Source organism: Amycolatopsis sp. NPDC050768 (assembly GCF_040654155.1).
In the GTDB taxonomy this organism is placed as follows: domain Bacteria; phylum Actinomycetota; class Actinomycetes; order Mycobacteriales; family Pseudonocardiaceae; genus Amycolatopsis.
Genome location: NZ_JBFAHL010000002.1, coordinates 202,710 through 219,781 on the forward strand (window position 1 = coordinate 202,710; position 17,072 = coordinate 219,781).

Here is a 17,072-nt window from a genome sequence, read left to right on the forward strand (position 1 = left end):
CGAGTGACGAACCGGCTCTCGGCGACGTCAGTCTCCCCCACTTGACCAGGGCAGACGCCGAGTTGACTTGCGTAGAGAAAGCCAGCACTCTACGGTGCCCCCATGTCGGAGACTCGATTGAACGCGGCCCCCGTGTCCGCCGGGCACAGGGCGTTCGCGGCCGGGGCGGCGACGCTCGCCGCGTTGTACGTCGGGAACAACTTGCCGAGCGCGTTGTATGCGTTGCTGCGGACGACGTTCGGTTTCTCGGCGTTGGTGCAGACGTTGCTGTACGCCGTGGCCGTGGCGGTGATCGTGCCGGGCCTGCTGGTGGCGGGGCCGCTGTCGGACGCGGTGGGGCGGCGGCCGTTGATGCTGGTGGCGCTGACGGCGTTCTTCGCGGGCGACGTAGCGTTCACCTTCGCGACCGGGACGGGTTGGCTGTTCGTCGCGCGGATCCTGCAGGGGCTCGGCATGGGCGCGGGCGCCGCGGCGGCCCAGGCGATGCTGAGTGACAGCGCGGGGCAGGATGCCGGCGGCCAGCGGCGCGCGGCGATGACCGCCACGGCGTGCGTCACGTTCGGGCTGGCGCTCGGCCCGGTGGTCGGTGGCCTGCTCGCTCAGTACGGCCCGCTGCCGCGGCACTTGTCGTTCGTGGTTCACGCGGCGGCCGTGGCGGCCGTGGCGCTGCTGGTGCTGAGGACGCCCCAGCCGGTCCGCGCCGAGGGCGTGCGCTGGCGCCGGCCGAGGCTCGGGGTGCCGGCGGAGATCCGGCGGACGTTCGTGGTGGCCGGGGCGTCGTCGTTCCTGGCGTGGGCGGTGCTGGGCGTGTTCTCCGCGGTGGTGCCCTCGCTCGTGCAGAGCATGCTGGGCTCGACGAACCTCGCGATCGCCGCGGCGGCACTCGCGCTGATGATCGCCACGTCGGGGTTCGTCCAGTTCGGAGCCCGCAAGCTGCCGCCGATCGCGGCGCAGGCGAGCGGGCTCGTGGTACTCGCCGCCGGCCTGGCGTTGCTGGTGCTCGCGAACGGGACCGGCGCCACGTGGCTGGTGGTGCCGGCGATGCTCGGCACGGGAACCGGGCACGGGCTCGTGTTCACGGGCGCGCTGGCAGAGCTCACCGTCGTCACGCCGCCGGCCGAGCGCGGCGCCGTGATCGGGACGTACTACGTGGTCAGCTACGTCGGCCTCGGCGGACCGGTGGTCGTGGTCGGGCTGCTGTCGCTCGCGCAGGGCCTGCCCGCCGCGACCGTGCTCGTCGCGGCGGTCATCGGCGTGTTGTGCCTGGTGCTGGCGCCGCTGGTGTTCCTGGAGACCCGCCGCCGGGCGGGTGTCCGGTGACCCGTCCGGCAAGGATCGTCGTGGCCGGCCAGCCGTGCCCGATCGGCCGCGCGGCCGATGTCCTCGGTGACCGGTGGACCCTCCTGATCCTGCGCTCCATCACCGCCGGCGCCACGCGGTTCGATCAGCTCCACAACGATCTGGGCGCCTCGACCAACGTGCTCTCGAGCCGGCTGGCGGGCCTCGTCGGCGCGGGGGTGCTGACCAAGGTGCCCTACCGCGACGACCACCGCACCCGCCACGAGTACCGCCTCACCGACGCGGGCGCCGACCTGCTGCCGGTGCTGCACGCGCTCGCCCGGTGGGGCGAGGACCACACCCGCTCCGACCGGCACACCCGGCCGATGAAGGCCGTCCACGCCGTCTGCGGCGCGGAAATGCCGTTCGGCGACCACTGCCCGCACTGCGATCGGACAGTGGCGCGGACCGAGCTCTCCTGGCTGCGGCCCTGGCGCTCGGCCGCCCCGGTGCCGCTTGCCGAACCCGTTCACGATTGAGGAGAGCACACCGATGGCCACTGGACTTCCGGTCACCACGACCACCCACGAGGTGCGCCGGCTCGCCGTGCCGCTCGGGCGGCCTTACGCCGAAGCGATCCGCCTGTTCGAGGAAACCGTGCCGGTGCTGGACCGCACCCGCTTCGACGGCTTGCCGGACTGGGCCGCGGTCGTCGCCAAGGCCGACGAGGTCGCGCCACTCGGCTTCCTGCGGTTCGCGAGCATCGAGGTGCCGCCGTTCATGGCCGGTTCCGGATTTTCCTGGGACTGCACGGAATACCTGATGGGCAACCACGTGATCGCCGAGCAGATGTACCGCCACAACCCGACAGTGATGCTGCACGCGCCCCTGCGGCTGCTGATCCAGGCCGACGAGCACGGCGACGGCGTGTTCGTGACCGACCAGCCCGGCACGCTGTTCGCGAGCTTCGGAGATCCGCGGGTGACTGCGGTCGGCCACCTGCTCGACACGAAGCTGGCCGGACTGTTCACCGCGCTCGGGGCCGAACCGCCGGCGGAGCTGACGCACTGAGGGTGATCTTCGAAGGAAACTCGCACGCCAGAGGCTATAGACGACTGGTCTAATCGGCTGCTACGGTGGTGCCATGCCAGCCAAGGTGGACACACGCAAAAGCCTTCTGGACACCGCTCGGCGGATCGTCCTGGCCAAGGGTTACGCCGCGGTCGGCATCAACGAGGTGCTCGCCGACGCCGGCGTTCCGAAGGGGTCGTTCTACCACTGGTTCGATTCCAAGGACGCCTTCGGCGAAGCGATGATGAAGAGCTACTTCGACGATTACTTCGCCACCATGGACCGCATCGTCGCCGACAAGGCGAAGAACTCGGGCGAGCACCTCATGCAGTACTGGCAGTACTTCCACGACACGCAAGCCGCGGACGACTGCCAGGGCGGCTGCCTGGTCGTCAAACTGGGCGCCGAGATCGCCGACCTGTCGGAGGCGATGCGCGTCACGACGAAGACCGGGACCGCGGCGATCGTCGACCGGATCGAGCAGATGATCACCGACGGTGTGGCGGACGGGTCCGTGTCCATTCAGGACACCCCGCGCGCGACGGCCGAGACCCTGTACGACCTGTGGCTCGGGGCGAGCATGATCGCGAAGATCCACGGCAACCCCGGCCAGCTCGACCGCGCCATGGCGGTCACGCGCCAGGTCCTGCACGTCTGACGAACCACCACTGACCGCGGGTGTACCGGGCCCGAGTCAGTGCTGACCATTACTAGTAGACCGGTCTAAGAGAGGAAATCCGATGTCCACCGAGCTCACCCGGTCCGACGCGACCGAACTCGCGGAGCTGATCCGCACCAAGAAGGTGTCCTCCGTCGAGGTGGTGCGGGCGCACCTCGACCGCATCGAGGCCACCAACCCGAAGGTCAACGCCATCGTCACGGTCGCCGAAGGTGCGTCGGAAGCAGCGAAAGCAGCGGATGAGAAGCTCGCCTCGGGTGTCGAGGTGGGACCGCTGCACGGCGTGCCCTTCACCGTCAAGGACTCATTCGACACCGCTGGGGTGCTGACCCAGCGCGGTTCACCGATCTTCGCGGGCCGCGTCCCGGACACGGACGCCACCGCGGTGGCGCGGTTGAAGAACGCCGGCGGGATCCTCCTGGCGAAGACCAACCTTCCGGAGTTCTCCTACGCCGTCGATTCCGACAACCTGCTGACGGGCGACACGAACAACCCCTGGGACCTCGGCCGTACCGCCGGCGGTTCGAGCGGCGGCGAGTCCGGGGCGATCGCCGCCGGCATGTCGCCGCTGGGTCTCGGCAGCGACCTGGCCATCTCGGTGCGCGGGCCGGCCGCCCTCACCGGCATCGCGGCTCTCAAGCCGACGCACGGGCGCATTCCGATGACGGGGGCCTGGCCGCGCGAGCCGCGCCGCGACTGGCACGCCGGTCCCATGGCCCGCACCATCCGCGACCTCGCGCTGGCGTACTCGTTCCTGGCCGGCCCCGACGGCGCCGACGGCTTCTCCTCCACCGTCCCCGCCGGCCTCGACGCCGGCCTGGGCAACTCGCCGCAGCGGACCGTCCGCGTCGGCTGGCTGGTCGACTCCGGGCTCGGCCCCGTCCACCCCGAGGTCGCGGCGACGGTGCAGGCGGCCGCGGAAGCCTTGCGGGGCACGGGAGTTCACGTCGACGCCGTGAGTATCCCCGCTCTCGAGCGCGACACCCCGCTCGAACTGTTCAACCTTCAGCACGTGATGGAGGTGAAGCCCGCCTACGCCGAGGCCACCGCGGGCCACGCGGACCAGATGTACACGGCCACCAAGTTCATGCGCGACGCCCCCGAAACGTCCATTCAGGACTACGTGCACGCCGAACAGGGCGTCGAGCGGCTCCGCGACGGTTTCGCGGCGTACTTCCAGCAGTACGACGCGCTGCTGCTCCCGGTGACGACCGTTCCCGCACACAAGCACGGGACCACGGAACTCACCCTGGACGGGAAGACGCTCAGCATCTTCCACGTGATGTCCACGACCGCCCCGTTCAACCTGACCGGGCTCCCCGCCCTGTCCATGCGCTTCGGGACGACCACCGAGGGCCTGCCGATCGGTGTGCAGCTGGCGGCCTCCTGGCACGCGGAGTCGACGATCCTGCACATCGCCTCGCTGCTGGAGACGCTGAGCCCGGTCCGAGGACTGCACCCCGTCCTCTGACGCCCCACACCACGCCGGGCGCTTCGAGGGAGCGGACTACCGACCCCTCGAGGCGCCCGGCCACGTCTCAGCTCCAGTCTTCGCGATGTGGTTCGGTCGATGCGCCGTTGTGCCGATCAGGCGGGTGAGACGCGATTCTGGTGCACCCGCAGGTTGATGGTCGCGAGCTTCAGCAAGGGGGTGTCAACCCCAAGCTTCTCGCCGCGCAGCACGAGGTCGGCGAAAACGTGTTCAACCTCGGTGGGCAGGCCGCGGGAGAGGTCCCGGTAGAAGGAGGGCGCGAAGGCCGAGTCAGGCGCCGTGAGCAGCTCCCTGGTGGTCGCGAACTCCCGGCCGGTCATCGGATGGCCGGCCGCGGCGGACACGGCCGCCGCTTCGGACAGGACCGCCGTCGCGAAGTCCGCACCACCGGGAACGGCGGCGATTTCGCCGATGTTGCCGTGCATCAGAGTGGTCACCGCACCGGCCGAGGCGATGAAGACCCATTTGTGCCACATCTCCGTGACGATCCGGCCGGATGTCGCGAAAGGGAAGCCGGCGGAGCCGAAGTCGTCCGCGAGCGCGGCCAGCCGCGGCGTCTGCTCGCCGGTTTGCTCACCGATGACCATGTCCGCGAGCGCTGCCAGCTGGCGGATGTCGCCGTTCTCGTCGACGAAGGTGACGACCTTGACCACCCCGCCCAGCACCGAACCGGTTCCGAACCGGTCGTTGAGGACATCGAGGTGGGACATGCCATTCAGGAAGGGGATGATCCCCACTCCCGGTCCTACTGCCGGTGCGAAATCCTCGATCGCAGCCGGTAGCGCGTCGGCCTTGACCGACAGCAAGATCGCGTCGTACGCCTCGGAGAGCTCCCCCGCGACAAGCAGCTCGGGGTGCAGCACCTCCGTGCCCTCCGCGCTCACGATGCGCAGGCCGCGCTCACGCAGCACCTCACGACGCCGGGGCCGAACCAGGAAAGCCACCTTGTTGCCCGCCTGCAAGAGCCGCGCACCAAAGAAGGCGCCCGTTGCTCCTGCGCCGACAACCAATACTCGAGCCATGCCGAAACCTCCGAGAATTCAACGCGCGGCATCACAGCGCAGCACCGAGGCAGCGTAACACTGCTGGCTTTTAATAAACAAGCCAGAAGTCGCCAGCGCGATCGCTGGTCAGAGGTGCGCTTCGCGGGCCCAGACGTCCAGTGCGCGCCCGTCTCCCCGCACGTCCAGCCCTGTGGCCTTGCGACGGTTCCAGAGCAGCAGAAGCAGCTCCCCCGGCTGGGCGGTCACCTCTGTGTCCAGTGTGGCAGGTCCGCGGCCGAACTCCGGCGCGTGTCGACGCCGCCCGCGGCGAGTGTCTGATCGAGACCACTGCCGCTTTCACCGCTCTCCCGGCCGGCGTTGCGCGCGTCCACGGCATGGACGACGGTCTCGTGCACCATGCGACGGGCCCAGTGCAGCCGAGACTCGGCGGCAGGCCACATCGTCCAGCAGTCCAGGTCGGCCGGCGCGGCCCTGAGGGCCTCGAGCACGTCGTGGTGAGCCGCGCTCAGCGCCTTCACGAGGTCGGCGAGAGGATCGGATTCCGGCTCCGGCAGGGCGGGTGGCCTGTTTCGCGCACCCCGGACGATCAGCTCGACCCAGCGGTACACGCTCGTGGTGTGCGTGACGAGGTCGTCGCGTGTCCAATCAGGACAGCACGGGATGCGGTCGCCGGCGTCGGCCCGGTGGGCCGCGGCCACCAAGACCGGACCCTGTTGTGCCAGAACGTCCAGGTAGTACCCGACGTTCGACTGCGGACGATGGACGGCAGTCCGGGCACCGGGACTGGGCTGAGAGGGCATCGATGTGCTCCAATTTCCGCCTGAGGCTTCCTATGTATGTCAGACGACATAGTATCGGAGGCGTGAGTCGGCGACTTCGCCCGAACCTCCTGAGGAGCAAGAGATGCGCACACGTACTCGCCTGACCCGGATCGCCGCCGTCACGACCGCGCTGGCCGCAGCCGCCGTGCCGTCGTCGGCGGAGCCACAGCAGGCCGACCACCACGCCCCGGCGAAGCCGAAGCCGAAGCCGACAATCGTGTTGGTGCACGGCGCGTTCGCCGACGCGTCCAGCTGGAACGCTGAGATCACGCGGCTCGAGCAGCGCGGCTACAACGTGATCGCCGCCGCCACCCCGCTGCGTGGCGTCGCGTCCGACGGCGCCTACAGCAAGGCCCTGGTCGACAGTGTCGACGGACCGGTCGTGCTGGCCGCACACTCCTACGGCGGCTCCGTGATCACCGACGCCGCGCTGAACGACCCCAAGGTGCAGGCGCTCGTCTACATCGCCGCCTTCCTCCCCGACCGAGGGGAGAACGCGCTCGACATCACGAAGAAGGTCCCGGGCAGTACGCTCAGCGCGTCGCTGCGACAGGTCACCCTCCCCGACGGCGAGACCGACCTCTATGTGAAGCAGGACCTCTTCCCGGAACTCTTCGCCGCCGACATCCCGCTGCCCCAGGCCCGTCAGATGGCCGCCGGCCAGCGCCCGGTCACCGCGGCCGCCGTGAACGAGGTATCGGGCGCGCCCGCGTGGAAGAACATCCCGACCTGGGACCTGATCCCGACCGCTGACAACAGCATCCCGTTGGCCGCGCAGGAATGGATGGCCGAGCGCGCCCACGCGCACACCGTCGTCGTGCCGGGCGCCGCGCACGACGTGTACGTTTCGCATCCTGACAAGGTCACGGACATCATCGCGGACGCCGCGGACGCGACCACCGAGTGACCCGCAGGCCAAGCAGTCCCAGCTACCTCGGCCGGCTTGTGCACCGGGAAAACAATTCTCTGACAAGTCGCTGACATCCGCGCCCTACGGTCGCGACCATGAAGTACTCCAGGTGGTTTGCCGTCCTCGCTGCGGTTCCGCTTCTCGGGGCGGGAGCGGTCCCGGCGTCGGCGGCACCACCGCAGATCTCCGCACGAGCTTATCTTTCGGGACAGAATCCGCAGGGCATGGCCGCCCTGGCCAAGGCGGTGTCCGATCCGGCCGGCCCTGCGTACCGGCATTTCCTGTCGGCCCAGCAGTTCTGGCATGATTTCGGCCCGACCCCCGCTCAGACCACCGAAGTGCAGGACGAGTTGCGAGCGGCGGGTGCCACCGTGACCGGGGCGACCTCTCACTACGTCGCGTTCACCGCATCGCCCGCCCAGGTCGAAGCATGGGCGAAAGCCGCGCCGGACCACGTGATCGCCGTGGTGCCCGTAGCGGGGAACGGCTCGCCCGCCCAGCAGGCGAATGACGCCGAAACGGACGCGCCGGCCACCGCCTGTTCCCACTACTACGGCGAGGTCGTCGTGAAGTCCCTGCCGGAGGCGTACGGACGAACCGAGTTCCCCGCAACCTCGTGCGGTTACCTGCCTTCACAGCTTCGCAAAGCATACGGTGTCACGCACTCCGGTCTGACCGGCAAGGGTGTCAAGATCGGTGTCGTGGGCATCGGCACGGACCCGCAGTTCGAGAATTCCCTCAACGCCGACGCGACCGCGTTCGGCGACAAAGCCTTTGCGCCCGGCCAGTTCGCCCAGCGCTACCCCACCGGCCAGTCCTCCGTCTGCGACGAGCCGACCTGGGGAATCGAGCGCGAGATGGACGCCACCATCGCGCACGGCATGGCTCCCGACGCCGACGTGGTCTATTCGGCCGCGAACTGCGCTGCCGACAAAACCGATCCCCAAGCCACCATGATCTCTCTGCTCGACGGTCTCGACCGGCTGGTCGACGATCGGGCCGTCGACGTGGTGTCGACGTCCTGGACCACCCTCGACTCGAACGTCTCGCCGGCGATGATCGCGGCGTGGGACCAGACGTTCCAGCAGTCCGCGATCGAGGGCATCGGCCTCTACTACAGCTCGGGAGACAAGGGCGACAACTCTGCCGGAGGAACCCGCGCCCCGCAGACCGAGTACCCCGCGTCGGATCCGTGGGTGACCGCCGTGGGCGGGACGACACTGGAAGTCGACAAGAACAGCGACTACGTGTTCGAAACCGGCTGGGGCACCACCGAAACCGACTCTTCGGGCGACGGGAAGACGTGGAGCACCTCCCCTCCCGGCTCGTTCAACACCGGCACAGGAGGGGGCCGCAGCGCCCTGTTCCACCAGCCGCCGTATCAAAACGGGGTAGTTCCGGCGGCACTGTCCAAGGGGGACCGAGTCGTCCCGGACGTGGCCGTGGACGCCGACTTCTACGCCGGCCTCGCGGTACCCGATCCGTTGCCCGGCGGCCTCACCAACGGCGGAACAAGTCTTGCCAGTCCCTTGTTCGCCGCGATCCAAGCGGACGCGCAACAGGCGGCCGGCACCCCGATCGGATTCGCCAACCCGCTCCTCTACGCCCACCACGGCTCAGCGTTGTTCCATGACGTCACCGACCACCCGTTCGGCGGCACACCGGTCGCCCGCGTCGTCTCCGAGACCGACGAGCACGGCAACGCACTCCCCGGCACGGCAACCTTGATCACCGACGGCCACGACGGCGCCCTCACCGCGACGCCTGGCTACGACGACGTCACCGGGTTGGGCTCGCCTGCGCTCGGCTATCTCGCCGCCTTCTCGACCAGATGACCTCTTCGCAATGGACTGCGGAATACGAAAGTGATCTCGTATCCGAGCGCTCCAGCCGCGAACCGGTAGCTCGCCGCGGGAAGCCGTTCGGAGGTAGCGGTACGCCAGCACCACTGAGCCAGAGCCGAGCCGGCCAGGGTGACGCGAAGCTGGGTCACCTCCCGGAGGTGATGCCGTACGAGATGGGGCCCAGAAGCATTCCTGCCTCAGGGCAGCTCCCAGCGAGGCGACGATGAGCACGAGCAAGAACCGCGGCGGCGGCGCAGGTGAATCAACGACCGAGCAAGCGTCGTGGCTGGGCGGCAGCGACCACCCCGAGGTCGTCGACCGGGTCGCCATCCTCAACGCGGCGCGCCCGCGCAAGCTGTCGCAGGGACTGCACCACCCCGGCCAGCTCCGGAAATCCTGGTACTTCTTCCTCTTCGACGTCCCAGACCTGACTGAGTCGATCGTGCACGCCAACGACTGGCACTTCTTCCGGCACTTCCTGCAAGACGCCAACCCGGCTTACACACCCGAGGAGATCGACCACTACGTGCAGGCATGGTCACAGCCAGGCGCGACGACCGGGATGATCAACTACTACCGGTCTTCAGTGCGGACTCCGCCGAAGAAGGCCGAAGCGGCGATCCGCCCGATCACCGCGCCCACCCTGGTCATCTGGGGCGACAAGGATCGCTACCTGGGCAAGGAACTCGCCGAGCCCGAGCACGACGACGTGCCCAACCTCGACCGCGTGGAACACCTGCCCGACGCGTCGCATTGGGTCCATCACGACGAAGCTCAGCAGGTCACCCAACTGCTCACCGACTTCTTCACCCCCACCCCGCCCGCCTAGAACCGCTGAAAAGTCAGTCCGATTGTGCGCGGCGAAAGACGACGTGTGGCGACAGCCACACGCGCCAGGCCGCCCGGTGGCTACTTGGCGACGATCACGTAGATGCCGTAGCCGATGATCAGCGCGCTGGCGGCGAAGCACAGCGCGGCGACGGTGTAGCGGAGGCCGCGGGAGATTTCGGCGGAACGCCCGGGACCGGTTCGAGTGGTGGGCGCGAGTGCCGCGATACCGAGGGTCACCAGGACGATGACGGCGACCGCGGCGGCGAAGGAGGCCAGGAACACGAGTCCCAGCAGGTTCCATTGGATGTGCACGAGTGCCTCCGGTCAGGGGTTGCTCGTGGCCGGCCGGGGTGCGCCGACGGGGTCGTTGACGTTGTCGGCACTGATCGGCCGGCGGCGAGACAGCGCGTAGATGCCCGCGGCGATGGCCACGCCCCCCACCGCCACGAGGACCGTGCCGAGAGTCCCGGTGGAGGCGACCCAGCCCGCGACCGCGCCCAGGATGGCTGCGGCGGGCATGGTGAACAGCCACGCCAGCGCCATCTGGCCGGCCAGGGTCCAGCGCACCGCGGCCAGCTTCTTGCCGACCCCCGCACCGAAGATCGCGCCGGAGCACACTTGCGTCGTCGACAGGGGAATGCCCAGCTTGGACGATACGAGGATCACGGCGGCACTGGTGGTTTCGGCGGCAAAGCCTTGTGGCGTCTCGATATCGGTGATCCGTTTGCCGAGGGTCCGGATGATCCGCCAGCCACCGAGGTACGTGCCGACTGCGATCGCAAGCCCGGCCGAGACGATGACCCACGGCGGTGGCCCCGAGCCGGCCGGCAGCGTGCCGGCGGTGATCAGGGTCAGGGTGATGATGCCCATGGTCTTCTGCGCGTCGTTGGTGCCATGTGCCAGGGAAACCAGGGACGCGGAGACGATCTGGCCGACCTTGAAGCCACGGCCGACCGCGTGATCATCGCGGCGCCGGCTGAGCAGGTAGGCGAGGTAGGTGCCGGTCATCGCGACCACACCGGCGATGACCGGCGCCAGGAACGCGGGAATCAGCACCTTGCCCAGCACGGTGGAGAAGTTCACCGCGCTCGTGCCGGCGGCCACCCAGGTCGCACCGATCAGCCCGCCGAACAGGGCGTGCGAGGAACTGGAGGGCAGCGCCAGCAGCCAGGTGAGCAGGTTCCACAAGATCGCCCCGACCAACCCCGCGAAGATCACGGTCGGGCCGATGGCCGTGTCGTCGACCAGGCCGCCGGAGATCGTCTTGGCGACTTCGACCGACAGAAACGCGCCCAGCAGGTTGAGGGCCGCCGACACCGCGACCGCGACCCGGGGGCCCAGCGCCCCAGTCGCGATCGAAGTGGCCATTGCATTGGCCGTGTCGTGAAAACCGTTCGTGAAGTCGAACAGCAACGCGGTGATGATGACGATCAACACGATCGTGGTCATCGCAAAACACTGCGACCATCAGGCAAACACGAGTTAAACAGAGTATTTCTTCGATCTGAATAGCGACGTCGTTTTCTTGATTCTTTTTGATCGGAGGCGATGCCGTGGCGCTTCAGCGGGGTTGGTGGAGGAGGTGGGCAGGCGCACCCCGGCGCCCAGCCCGAGACACAGATCGGGCGACTCGCGCGCCACGCCATCGACCGCGGTGGTTGCGTTCGGTCGCGGCCGTAGCGGCAGGTCCGGCCAGGGTCCGCAGTTCCGGGATATGCCGTCGTGGTGGCGTAGCCGAGGCGCCTCGAGATGCTCGACTGCCGCCCGAGCAGCGGCCGGTCCGCGGGGACCGGCCGCCCGCCTTCGCCGCGGGGCGTCGGCACCCGGCTCACGCGCGGGGAATGATCCCGAGCTGCTGGAGAACCTTCACGCCGTCGTCGAGCCCGAGTTCCTCGACGATGAGACCGTTCTGGACTTTGAGGACGGTCGTGCCGGTGAAGCGAAGCGTCTTGCCGGACGCCGCCGACGCGGACCCGATGGGAAGGTCATCGAAGACGACCGGTCCGGTGTGCGTGCCGCCGCCTTCCCACTGGCCGACGACGTAGTCGCCCTCGGCGATGAGGTCCGCGGTGCCCCAGAAGTTGAGGTCCGGAAACGCGGTGCGGAACTTGGTTGCGAATTCACGCACCTCGTCGCGCCCTCGTATGGGTTTGTGCAGCGAGTACTCGAACCGGACGTCCGGAGCGGCGAGTTCGTCGATGACACCGGGGTTGAAGGGGTTTCCCCAGAATTCCGTGAACCATCGGCCGACGATGTCTTTGTTTTCCTGCAGTGCCATTGTTTTCCTTTCTGTGGACGGGTGACCGCCAACAGTTTCCGAAGCCTGGCGATATAAGGAAGACGTCGGCCGGGCCTCAAAGGTGAGATCGGGCGCCGAAATTCATGCGCGGACGCCGATTTTTTCGTAGAACGCCCGGATTCCGCTGTCGGACGACCGGTCATCGCTCGAAGGTCCGAGCAGCGGCGAGTGGGACTTGCCCGGAACCAAGCGCAGCGGCGTCACGCGGGCCAGATTCCCGAGCTGCCCCGCCGGTGCGAGCCGAGCAGATGGGTGTCGACGATGCCGATCGCCTCCATGAGCGCGTACATCGTGGTCGGTCCGACGAACGCGAACCCGCGCCGACGCAGCTCTTTCGACAAGGCGACCGATTCAGCGGACTTCGTGGGGATCTCCTCGAACCGTACGGGGCGGGGAGTGTCCGCCGGCCGGAACGACCACACCAGGTCGGCGAGGCCCGTTTCCTCGCGCAGCACGAGGGTGGCACGGGCATTGGCGATGGTCGCCTCGACCTTCCGCCGGTTGCGCACGATCCCGGCGTCGGCCATCAACCGTTCGACGTCGGTCTCGGTGTAACCGACGACCGTGTCCGGGACGAAGCCGTCGAACGCCGCGCGGAAGGCTGGGCGTTTGCGGAGGATCGTCGCCCAGGACAGACCCGCCTGGAAACCTTCGAGGCTGATGCGCTCATAGACGCCGTGCTCGTCGGTGACGGGCATGCCCCACTCGGTGTCGTAGTAGTCGCGAAGCAGCGGGTCCGCGACCGCCCACGCGGGCCGGGCGAGTCCGTCGTCCCCGACGACGACGCCGCGGTCTACGTCGGCGCAGCTCGTCTCCTGCGTCATGCGTTCACCTGTCGGAACCGGTCGTGCACCACGCGCCACAAAGCGCCGTCCGCGGTCGCGCCGGCCAGGCCGTCCAGATGGGCGAGGCCGACGAGCGCGAGGGTGCGCGGATCGCCGATTCCGGCAGTCGCCAACGTGCGGTCCGGGCTCCAGCGGGTCGACCACAAGAGGCGCCGAGTCATCTGTGCCCAGCCGGTCGCCGGTCCGGTCATGATCCACAGATCGGGGTCCGCAGCGGCGAATCGTGAGGCAGGGCGCAGCCAGGACGCCGCGGTCTCGGGCCAGGTGACCGTGCCGAGAGTCCGGCCGCCGGCGCGGTCCCAGGCGGATTCGACCGAGCGTGCGGTCGCGAGGGCGCGGGCAGTGCGGCCGGAGCCGATCGCGATGTCCCGGGCGCCGCGGCCGCGGGCGAGCCGGACGATGGCCTCGATCTCGACATCGGTGGCCATCAGGTCCGCGTCGTGAGTGGCGGGCCTCGTCAGCAAGGGGCTGGTCAGGACTTCCATGTTTCGCCGTTCTCCCGGGCGGTCTTCCGTTTCCGGTGGCGGTCCTCGCAGCACGTCCCGCAGGGGGCGGAAACCGGCCGCGGTGGCCTCGTCGGCGAAGAAGACACGATGCGTGACGTAGCCGTCGCGGGCGATCGCGCAGCGCACGGGCAGTCGAGCCGCCCGTGGATCCTCGCTTTGCGGTGGCCGCCCCACGCCGCCTTGACCGGCGACTGGCACGGGAGGCCGTCTGGTCCGAGCAGGTAGGTCTTCGCCTCGTCGATCATGCTGCGTCGTGGAAGACGAGCGCGAGGGTGTGCCGTTCGCCCGATCTGATGGCGGACACGCCGTGCCGGACCGGTGCGGCCGACCAGCCGCGAGCGGATTCGACCGGCCGGTCGCGGGTGGTGAACAGATAGCCGTGACCGTGCGGCAGCAGGGTGGCCGTGCCCCGCGACTGGGCACGAGGACGCTGTTCCAGCAGCAGGAATTCCCCGCCGGTGTGGTCCACGCCCGGCTCGTTGAGGTTGATCACGACCTGCAGCGGGAACACCAGGTCGCCGTACAGGTCGCGGTGGAGGGCGTTCCAGTCCTTCTCGGCGTAGCGGAGCAGGATCGCGGTGGACTTCGCCTGGCCGGCGTCGTGGCACATCCGGAGCCACTCGTCGAGCGTGTCCGGCCAGGGCGCGGGCCGGCCCAGCTTGGTCCACCAGTCGCGGGCGATAGGCAGCAGGCGCGGGTACAACGCCTGCTTGAGCCGCTCGATCGGCTCCGGGTACGGCGCGTGGAAGTACCGGTACTCGCCCCGGCCGAAGCGATGCCGGCCCATGTCGACAGTGCTGCGGAACAGGTCGTCCTGCTCGTACAGCTTTCTGATCTCCTCGGTCTCCTCCGGGGCCAGCAGCCGGGGCAGCAGTGCCCCGCCGTACTCGTTGACCTCGGCGGTGATCGCCGTCCAGTCTCCCGACTCGACCCGGTCACGCCAGCGGTCGCCCGTCTTCCGCCGTGCAGCGCTCATGCCGCCTCCAGCTTCAACAGTGCCGTCTTGGCTTCGAGCCCGCCGATGTACCCGCCGAGCGTGCCGTCGGAACGCAGCACGCGGTGACACGGGACGACGATCGGCAACGGGTTGGTCGCGCAGGCGGTGCCGACCGCGCGGACGGCCTTCGGGTTGCCGACGAGCTCGGCCATGTCCCGGTAACTGCGGGTCTGGCCGTAACCGATTTCGGGCAGATGCGTCTGCACGAGCCGCCGGAATCCGCGCGACAGCGACAGATCGAGGGGCACGTCGAAGGCCCGGCGGACTTTCGCGAAATACTCGTCGATCTCGCGTGCGACCGGGTCCAGCCGTTTCGGAGCGCGCAGGATGCGCGAGCTCACCTTCTGGCCGAGGACTTCCAGCACCCGGTCGTGGTCCTCGCTGGCGAATGCCACGCGGACCACACCCGCCGGCGTCGCGGCGAGCAGCAGCTTGCCCACCGGCGAGTCGACGGTGGAGTACGCGACATCGAGCAGGCCGGCCAGCTCGGCCTCATTCGCCAACCGACGGTGCAGCCGATCGAGAAGATCGGCGTCCACGGGCGTCGACAGCAGCGCGACCATGTCGTCTTCGTTGCGAATGTCGTTCATGACGATGCTCCTCTCGTGATCGCGCCCGGACGGTTCTTTCTGAGGTTCTTCAGCCCGTCGGCAGCGGCTCTGCGCGCCGCGTCGACGGAACCGCCGAGAATCTCCGCGATCTCGGCGTACGCCAGACCCCCGACGTAGCGGTACGCCACGGCTTGACGCTGTTTCACCGGCAGACCACCCACCGCGGCCCACAGGTCGCGATCCTCCAGATCAGGAATGCCCAGCGTTGTCGGCACCTCCGGGACCTCCCCGACCGGCAGCGGATTCCGCTTCGCCGCACGCAGCAGATCGATGGCCTTGCGGTGCGCGATCGTCACGAGCCACGCCTCGACGTTCGCCGTCTCCGGCAGGTCGGGATAGGCACGCATGGCGGAAAGGAAGGTCTCCGACCACGCGTCCTCCGCATCGTGCGGCCCGAGGACGACCCGGCACACCCGCACCACGGTTGCACCGTGCCGCGCGACTATTTGCTCGAAAGGCAGCTGCATGTCCATCCCACTGAAGACGAATTCGACGTAGCCGCTGTGAGATCGCCGGTCACGACGAGCGTCCCACACGAACCCGGGACTGCTCGTGTTCCAGCAACGCCCGCTTCCGCCGCAATCCGCCGGCGTACCCGGTGAGCGAGCCGGTGGAGCCGACCACGCGGTGGCACGGCACGAACACACACAACGGGTTCGCGCCGACGGCCTTCCCGACGTCTCGCGCGAGGTCGCGGCCGCCCAGCTGCTCGGCGATCCGGCCGTAGGTGGTCGTCTCGCCGCAGTGAATGGCCTTCACGATGTCCCACACAGCGTGCTGGAACGCATCGCCCTCGGCAGCGAACGGAAGATCGAATTCCCACCGTTCGCCGGCCAGATACTCCCGCAACTGCCGGGCCGCCTCGCCCAGCAGCGGATCCGCCGAAACAACCGCCTCCGGGCCGAACGCCTCCGGCGAAGGCCGGCCGACATGACGGCTGAAATACAGGCCGGTGACAGCCTCACCCCGGGCCACCAGCGTGACCGGTCCGAGCCCTGTCTCGACGACGACGTGTCGGATGCTCATTCCTGCCTCCTCTCCTCCGCCCCGTAGACGACCGCCGCGTACAAAACGTGAGATGGCCTCTTACCGCGATCGACGCTGAAGCCCGCTCGCGTACGTCCTGGGCGAGCACGACGAGGCTGCACCTTCAGCCGGACCAGCGTGCAGGCGCGCTGCGCCTCCGCCAGCGGACGGCCGGTTTGCTCGCTGCGGGCCAGCAGGCGATGTTGGTACGCAGGCTGGTCAACGGCGTGCACAGCGATTTCCTTCGGCATACACGCCGTCGTCCGGTCGGAACGGCCGATCGACGTCGACGGATTCGCCGTCCTCCGAGTAGCCGACGGAAAAACCGTGACCGCGAAGATTGACCTTCGCGACACTCCACCGTCTGGCGACCGGCCATTATCACCCAAATTACCGCCAATCTTGACTCGCAGGCGGTAGTGTGCGGCAGTGGGCAGCCGCGAAACACCTCATCAACGCTTCTTCAGGGAAGACCAACTGGGTGGTTCTTACACGCCGCTGGGCTCCGGTACGGCGGACGCAGGCACATCACCTGACGGCCCTGCCTTCCGCGCTCGTACCGCTGGCTTCATAACGATCTTGCCGCCTATCGGACGTCGGCCATGGACTGCGAACTGGTCCGAGGAGCGCAATGGCGAAATTCTGGACATGTTCGAAGCTGACACCTTCGATGAAGCGTCAGCTTGGTCGTTCGAGCAAACGACCGAAGTGTTCATTCGACAGGAAACTGGCGAACTCGTCCGCGCCGAACGACCCAAACCGACCCGATAATAAAAGACAAGCCACGCTGAGCGCTTCTGGACGCACCCCCTGCCCGCCACCCCGAGCAGAATCCACACCGTCGCGGCGACGACGGGC

Annotated in this window: 20 protein-coding genes; 9 read left to right on the plus strand and 11 right to left on the minus strand. The window is 68.5% G+C overall.

The annotated features are described in order from the left end of the window. Positions 1–102 precede the first annotated feature (102 nt). The 5 genes from AB0H62_RS08140 to AB0H62_RS08160 all read left to right on the plus strand — a co-directional run bounded on the left by AB0H62_RS08140 (position 103) and on the right by AB0H62_RS08160 (position 4,499). Positions 103–1,320, plus strand: coding sequence for an MFS transporter (locus AB0H62_RS08140; RefSeq protein ID WP_220242696.1), 1,218 nt, complete (start codon positions 103–105; stop codon positions 1,318–1,320). A 20-nt stretch (positions 1,321–1,340) separates the two neighbouring features. After that, on the plus strand, positions 1,341–1,817 hold the full coding sequence (locus AB0H62_RS08145) for a helix-turn-helix domain-containing protein (RefSeq protein ID WP_255638259.1): 477 nt from the start codon (positions 1,341–1,343) through the stop codon (positions 1,815–1,817). A gap of 13 nt (positions 1,818–1,830) precedes the next feature. Further along, complete coding sequence (locus AB0H62_RS08150) at positions 1,831–2,349, plus strand: hypothetical protein (protein WP_220242697.1); 519 nt, start codon at positions 1,831–1,833, stop codon at positions 2,347–2,349. Between the two features lie 73 nt (positions 2,350–2,422). Continuing rightward, entirely contained in the window at positions 2,423–3,007 is a 585-nt protein-coding gene (locus AB0H62_RS08155; protein WP_220242698.1) for a TetR/AcrR family transcriptional regulator, read from the plus strand. Positions 3,008–3,089: 82 nt separating this feature from the next. Continuing rightward, the gene (locus tag AB0H62_RS08160) at positions 3,090–4,499 is read left to right on the plus strand and encodes an amidase (protein WP_360584896.1); all 1,410 of its coding nucleotides are present in this window, start codon (positions 3,090–3,092) and stop codon (positions 4,497–4,499) included. Between the two features lie 116 nt (positions 4,500–4,615). Here AB0H62_RS08160 and AB0H62_RS08165 read toward each other — a convergent pair whose 3' ends face one another. Together AB0H62_RS08165 and AB0H62_RS08170 are read right to left on the minus strand one after the other, a co-directional pair. Then, positions 4,616–5,542: a 2-dehydropantoate 2-reductase gene (locus AB0H62_RS08165; RefSeq protein WP_360584898.1), complete on the minus strand. Its 927-nt coding sequence runs from the start codon at positions 5,540–5,542 to the stop codon at positions 4,616–4,618. Positions 5,543–5,766: 224 nt separating this feature from the next. After that, on the minus strand, positions 5,767–6,324 hold the full coding sequence (locus AB0H62_RS08170) for a maleylpyruvate isomerase N-terminal domain-containing protein (RefSeq protein ID WP_360584900.1): 558 nt from the start codon (positions 6,322–6,324) through the stop codon (positions 5,767–5,769). 103 nt (positions 6,325–6,427) lie between these two features. Here AB0H62_RS08170 and AB0H62_RS08175 point away from each other — a divergent pair, with 103 nt between their 5' ends. From AB0H62_RS08175 to AB0H62_RS08185, 3 genes are all read left to right on the plus strand, one after another. Continuing rightward, positions 6,428–7,252: an alpha/beta hydrolase gene (locus AB0H62_RS08175; RefSeq protein WP_360584902.1), complete on the plus strand. Its 825-nt coding sequence runs from the start codon at positions 6,428–6,430 to the stop codon at positions 7,250–7,252. A gap of 98 nt (positions 7,253–7,350) precedes the next feature. Further along, positions 7,351–9,090 (plus strand): S53 family serine peptidase, encoded by a 1,740-nt coding sequence (locus tag AB0H62_RS08180; RefSeq protein ID WP_360584904.1) that lies wholly within the window; start codon positions 7,351–7,353, stop codon positions 9,088–9,090. A gap of 232 nt (positions 9,091–9,322) precedes the next feature. Then, positions 9,323–9,928, plus strand: a complete 606-nt coding sequence (locus AB0H62_RS08185) for an alpha/beta hydrolase (protein ID WP_360584906.1) — start codon at positions 9,323–9,325, stop codon at positions 9,926–9,928. A gap of 80 nt (positions 9,929–10,008) precedes the next feature. Here the strand turns inward: AB0H62_RS08185 and AB0H62_RS08190 are convergent, their stop codons facing one another. The 9 genes from AB0H62_RS08190 to AB0H62_RS08230 form a co-directional block, all read right to left on the minus strand. Further along, positions 10,009–10,242: a hypothetical protein gene (locus AB0H62_RS08190; protein WP_360584908.1), complete on the minus strand. Its 234-nt coding sequence runs from the start codon at positions 10,240–10,242 to the stop codon at positions 10,009–10,011. 12 nt (positions 10,243–10,254) lie between these two features. Further along, on the minus strand, positions 10,255–11,379 hold the full coding sequence (locus AB0H62_RS08195) for an inorganic phosphate transporter (protein ID WP_360584910.1): 1,125 nt from the start codon (positions 11,377–11,379) through the stop codon (positions 10,255–10,257). A 379-nt stretch (positions 11,380–11,758) separates the two neighbouring features. Beyond that, positions 11,759–12,208 (minus strand): ester cyclase, encoded by a 450-nt coding sequence (locus AB0H62_RS08200; RefSeq protein WP_360584912.1) that lies wholly within the window; start codon positions 12,206–12,208, stop codon positions 11,759–11,761. A 221-nt stretch (positions 12,209–12,429) separates the two neighbouring features. Continuing rightward, positions 12,430–13,053: a DNA-3-methyladenine glycosylase I gene (locus tag AB0H62_RS08205; RefSeq protein ID WP_360584914.1), complete on the minus strand. Its 624-nt coding sequence runs from the start codon at positions 13,051–13,053 to the stop codon at positions 12,430–12,432. Beyond that, on the minus strand, positions 13,050–13,706 hold the full coding sequence (locus AB0H62_RS08210) for a hypothetical protein (RefSeq protein WP_360584916.1): 657 nt from the start codon (positions 13,704–13,706) through the stop codon (positions 13,050–13,052). Before AB0H62_RS08210 ends, AB0H62_RS08205 begins: the two co-directional genes overlap by 4 nt. A gap of 115 nt (positions 13,707–13,821) precedes the next feature. Beyond that, positions 13,822–14,556 (minus strand): 2OG-Fe(II) oxygenase, encoded by a 735-nt coding sequence (locus AB0H62_RS08215; protein WP_220242710.1) that lies wholly within the window; start codon positions 14,554–14,556, stop codon positions 13,822–13,824. Continuing rightward, complete coding sequence (locus AB0H62_RS08220) at positions 14,553–15,140, minus strand: methylated-DNA--[protein]-cysteine S-methyltransferase (RefSeq protein ID WP_220246956.1); 588 nt, start codon at positions 15,138–15,140, stop codon at positions 14,553–14,555. Before AB0H62_RS08220 ends, AB0H62_RS08215 begins: the two co-directional genes overlap by 4 nt. A gap of 23 nt (positions 15,141–15,163) precedes the next feature. Continuing rightward, entirely contained in the window at positions 15,164–15,661 is a 498-nt protein-coding gene (locus AB0H62_RS08225; RefSeq protein ID WP_255638262.1) for an RNA polymerase sigma factor, read from the minus strand. Positions 15,662–15,704: 43 nt separating this feature from the next. Further along, a complete protein-coding gene (locus AB0H62_RS08230; RefSeq protein WP_220242711.1) occupies positions 15,705–16,214 on the minus strand; it encodes a methylated-DNA--[protein]-cysteine S-methyltransferase in 510 nt (169 codons plus the stop codon). A 429-nt stretch (positions 16,215–16,643) separates the two neighbouring features. Here AB0H62_RS08230 and AB0H62_RS08235 point away from each other — a divergent pair, with 429 nt between their 5' ends. Beyond that, positions 16,644–16,985 (plus strand): hypothetical protein, encoded by a 342-nt coding sequence (locus AB0H62_RS08235; RefSeq protein WP_220242712.1) that lies wholly within the window; start codon positions 16,644–16,646, stop codon positions 16,983–16,985. Positions 16,986–17,072 lie beyond the last annotated feature (87 nt).

Excerpts from the sequence above, each read along its gene's own strand:
- AB0H62_RS08165 (WP_360584898.1), bottom strand. The coding sequence starts at position 5,542 with ATGGCTCGAGTATTGGTTGTCGGCGCAGGAGCAACGGGCGCCTTCTTT.
- AB0H62_RS08205 (WP_360584914.1), bottom strand. The coding sequence starts at position 13,053 with ATGACGCAGGAGACGAGCTGCGCCGACGTAGACCGCGGCGTCGTCGTC.
- AB0H62_RS08175 (WP_360584902.1), top strand. The coding sequence starts at position 6,428 with ATGCGCACACGTACTCGCCTGACCCGGATCGCCGCCGTCACGACCGCG.
- AB0H62_RS08230 (WP_220242711.1), bottom strand. The coding sequence starts at position 16,214 with ATGAGCATCCGACACGTCGTCGTCGAGACAGGGCTCGGACCGGTCACG.
- AB0H62_RS08180 (WP_360584904.1), top strand. The coding sequence starts at position 7,351 with ATGAAGTACTCCAGGTGGTTTGCCGTCCTCGCTGCGGTTCCGCTTCTC.
- AB0H62_RS08200 (WP_360584912.1), bottom strand. The coding sequence starts at position 12,208 with ATGGCACTGCAGGAAAACAAAGACATCGTCGGCCGATGGTTCACGGAA.
- AB0H62_RS08150 (WP_220242697.1), top strand. The coding sequence starts at position 1,831 with ATGGCCACTGGACTTCCGGTCACCACGACCACCCACGAGGTGCGCCGG.
- AB0H62_RS08155 (WP_220242698.1), top strand. The coding sequence starts at position 2,423 with ATGCCAGCCAAGGTGGACACACGCAAAAGCCTTCTGGACACCGCTCGG.
- AB0H62_RS08185 (WP_360584906.1), top strand. The coding sequence starts at position 9,323 with ATGAGCACGAGCAAGAACCGCGGCGGCGGCGCAGGTGAATCAACGACC.
- AB0H62_RS08170 (WP_360584900.1), bottom strand. The coding sequence starts at position 6,324 with ATGCCCTCTCAGCCCAGTCCCGGTGCCCGGACTGCCGTCCATCGTCCG.
- AB0H62_RS08195 (WP_360584910.1), bottom strand. The coding sequence starts at position 11,379 with ATGACCACGATCGTGTTGATCGTCATCATCACCGCGTTGCTGTTCGAC.
- AB0H62_RS08215 (WP_220242710.1), bottom strand. The coding sequence starts at position 14,556 with ATGAGCGCTGCACGGCGGAAGACGGGCGACCGCTGGCGTGACCGGGTC.
- AB0H62_RS08225 (WP_255638262.1), bottom strand. The coding sequence starts at position 15,661 with ATGGACATGCAGCTGCCTTTCGAGCAAATAGTCGCGCGGCACGGTGCA.
- AB0H62_RS08140 (WP_220242696.1), top strand. The coding sequence starts at position 103 with ATGTCGGAGACTCGATTGAACGCGGCCCCCGTGTCCGCCGGGCACAGG.
- AB0H62_RS08220 (WP_220246956.1), bottom strand. The coding sequence starts at position 15,140 with ATGGTCGCGCTGCTGTCGACGCCCGTGGACGCCGATCTTCTCGATCGG.
- AB0H62_RS08160 (WP_360584896.1), top strand. The coding sequence starts at position 3,090 with ATGTCCACCGAGCTCACCCGGTCCGACGCGACCGAACTCGCGGAGCTG.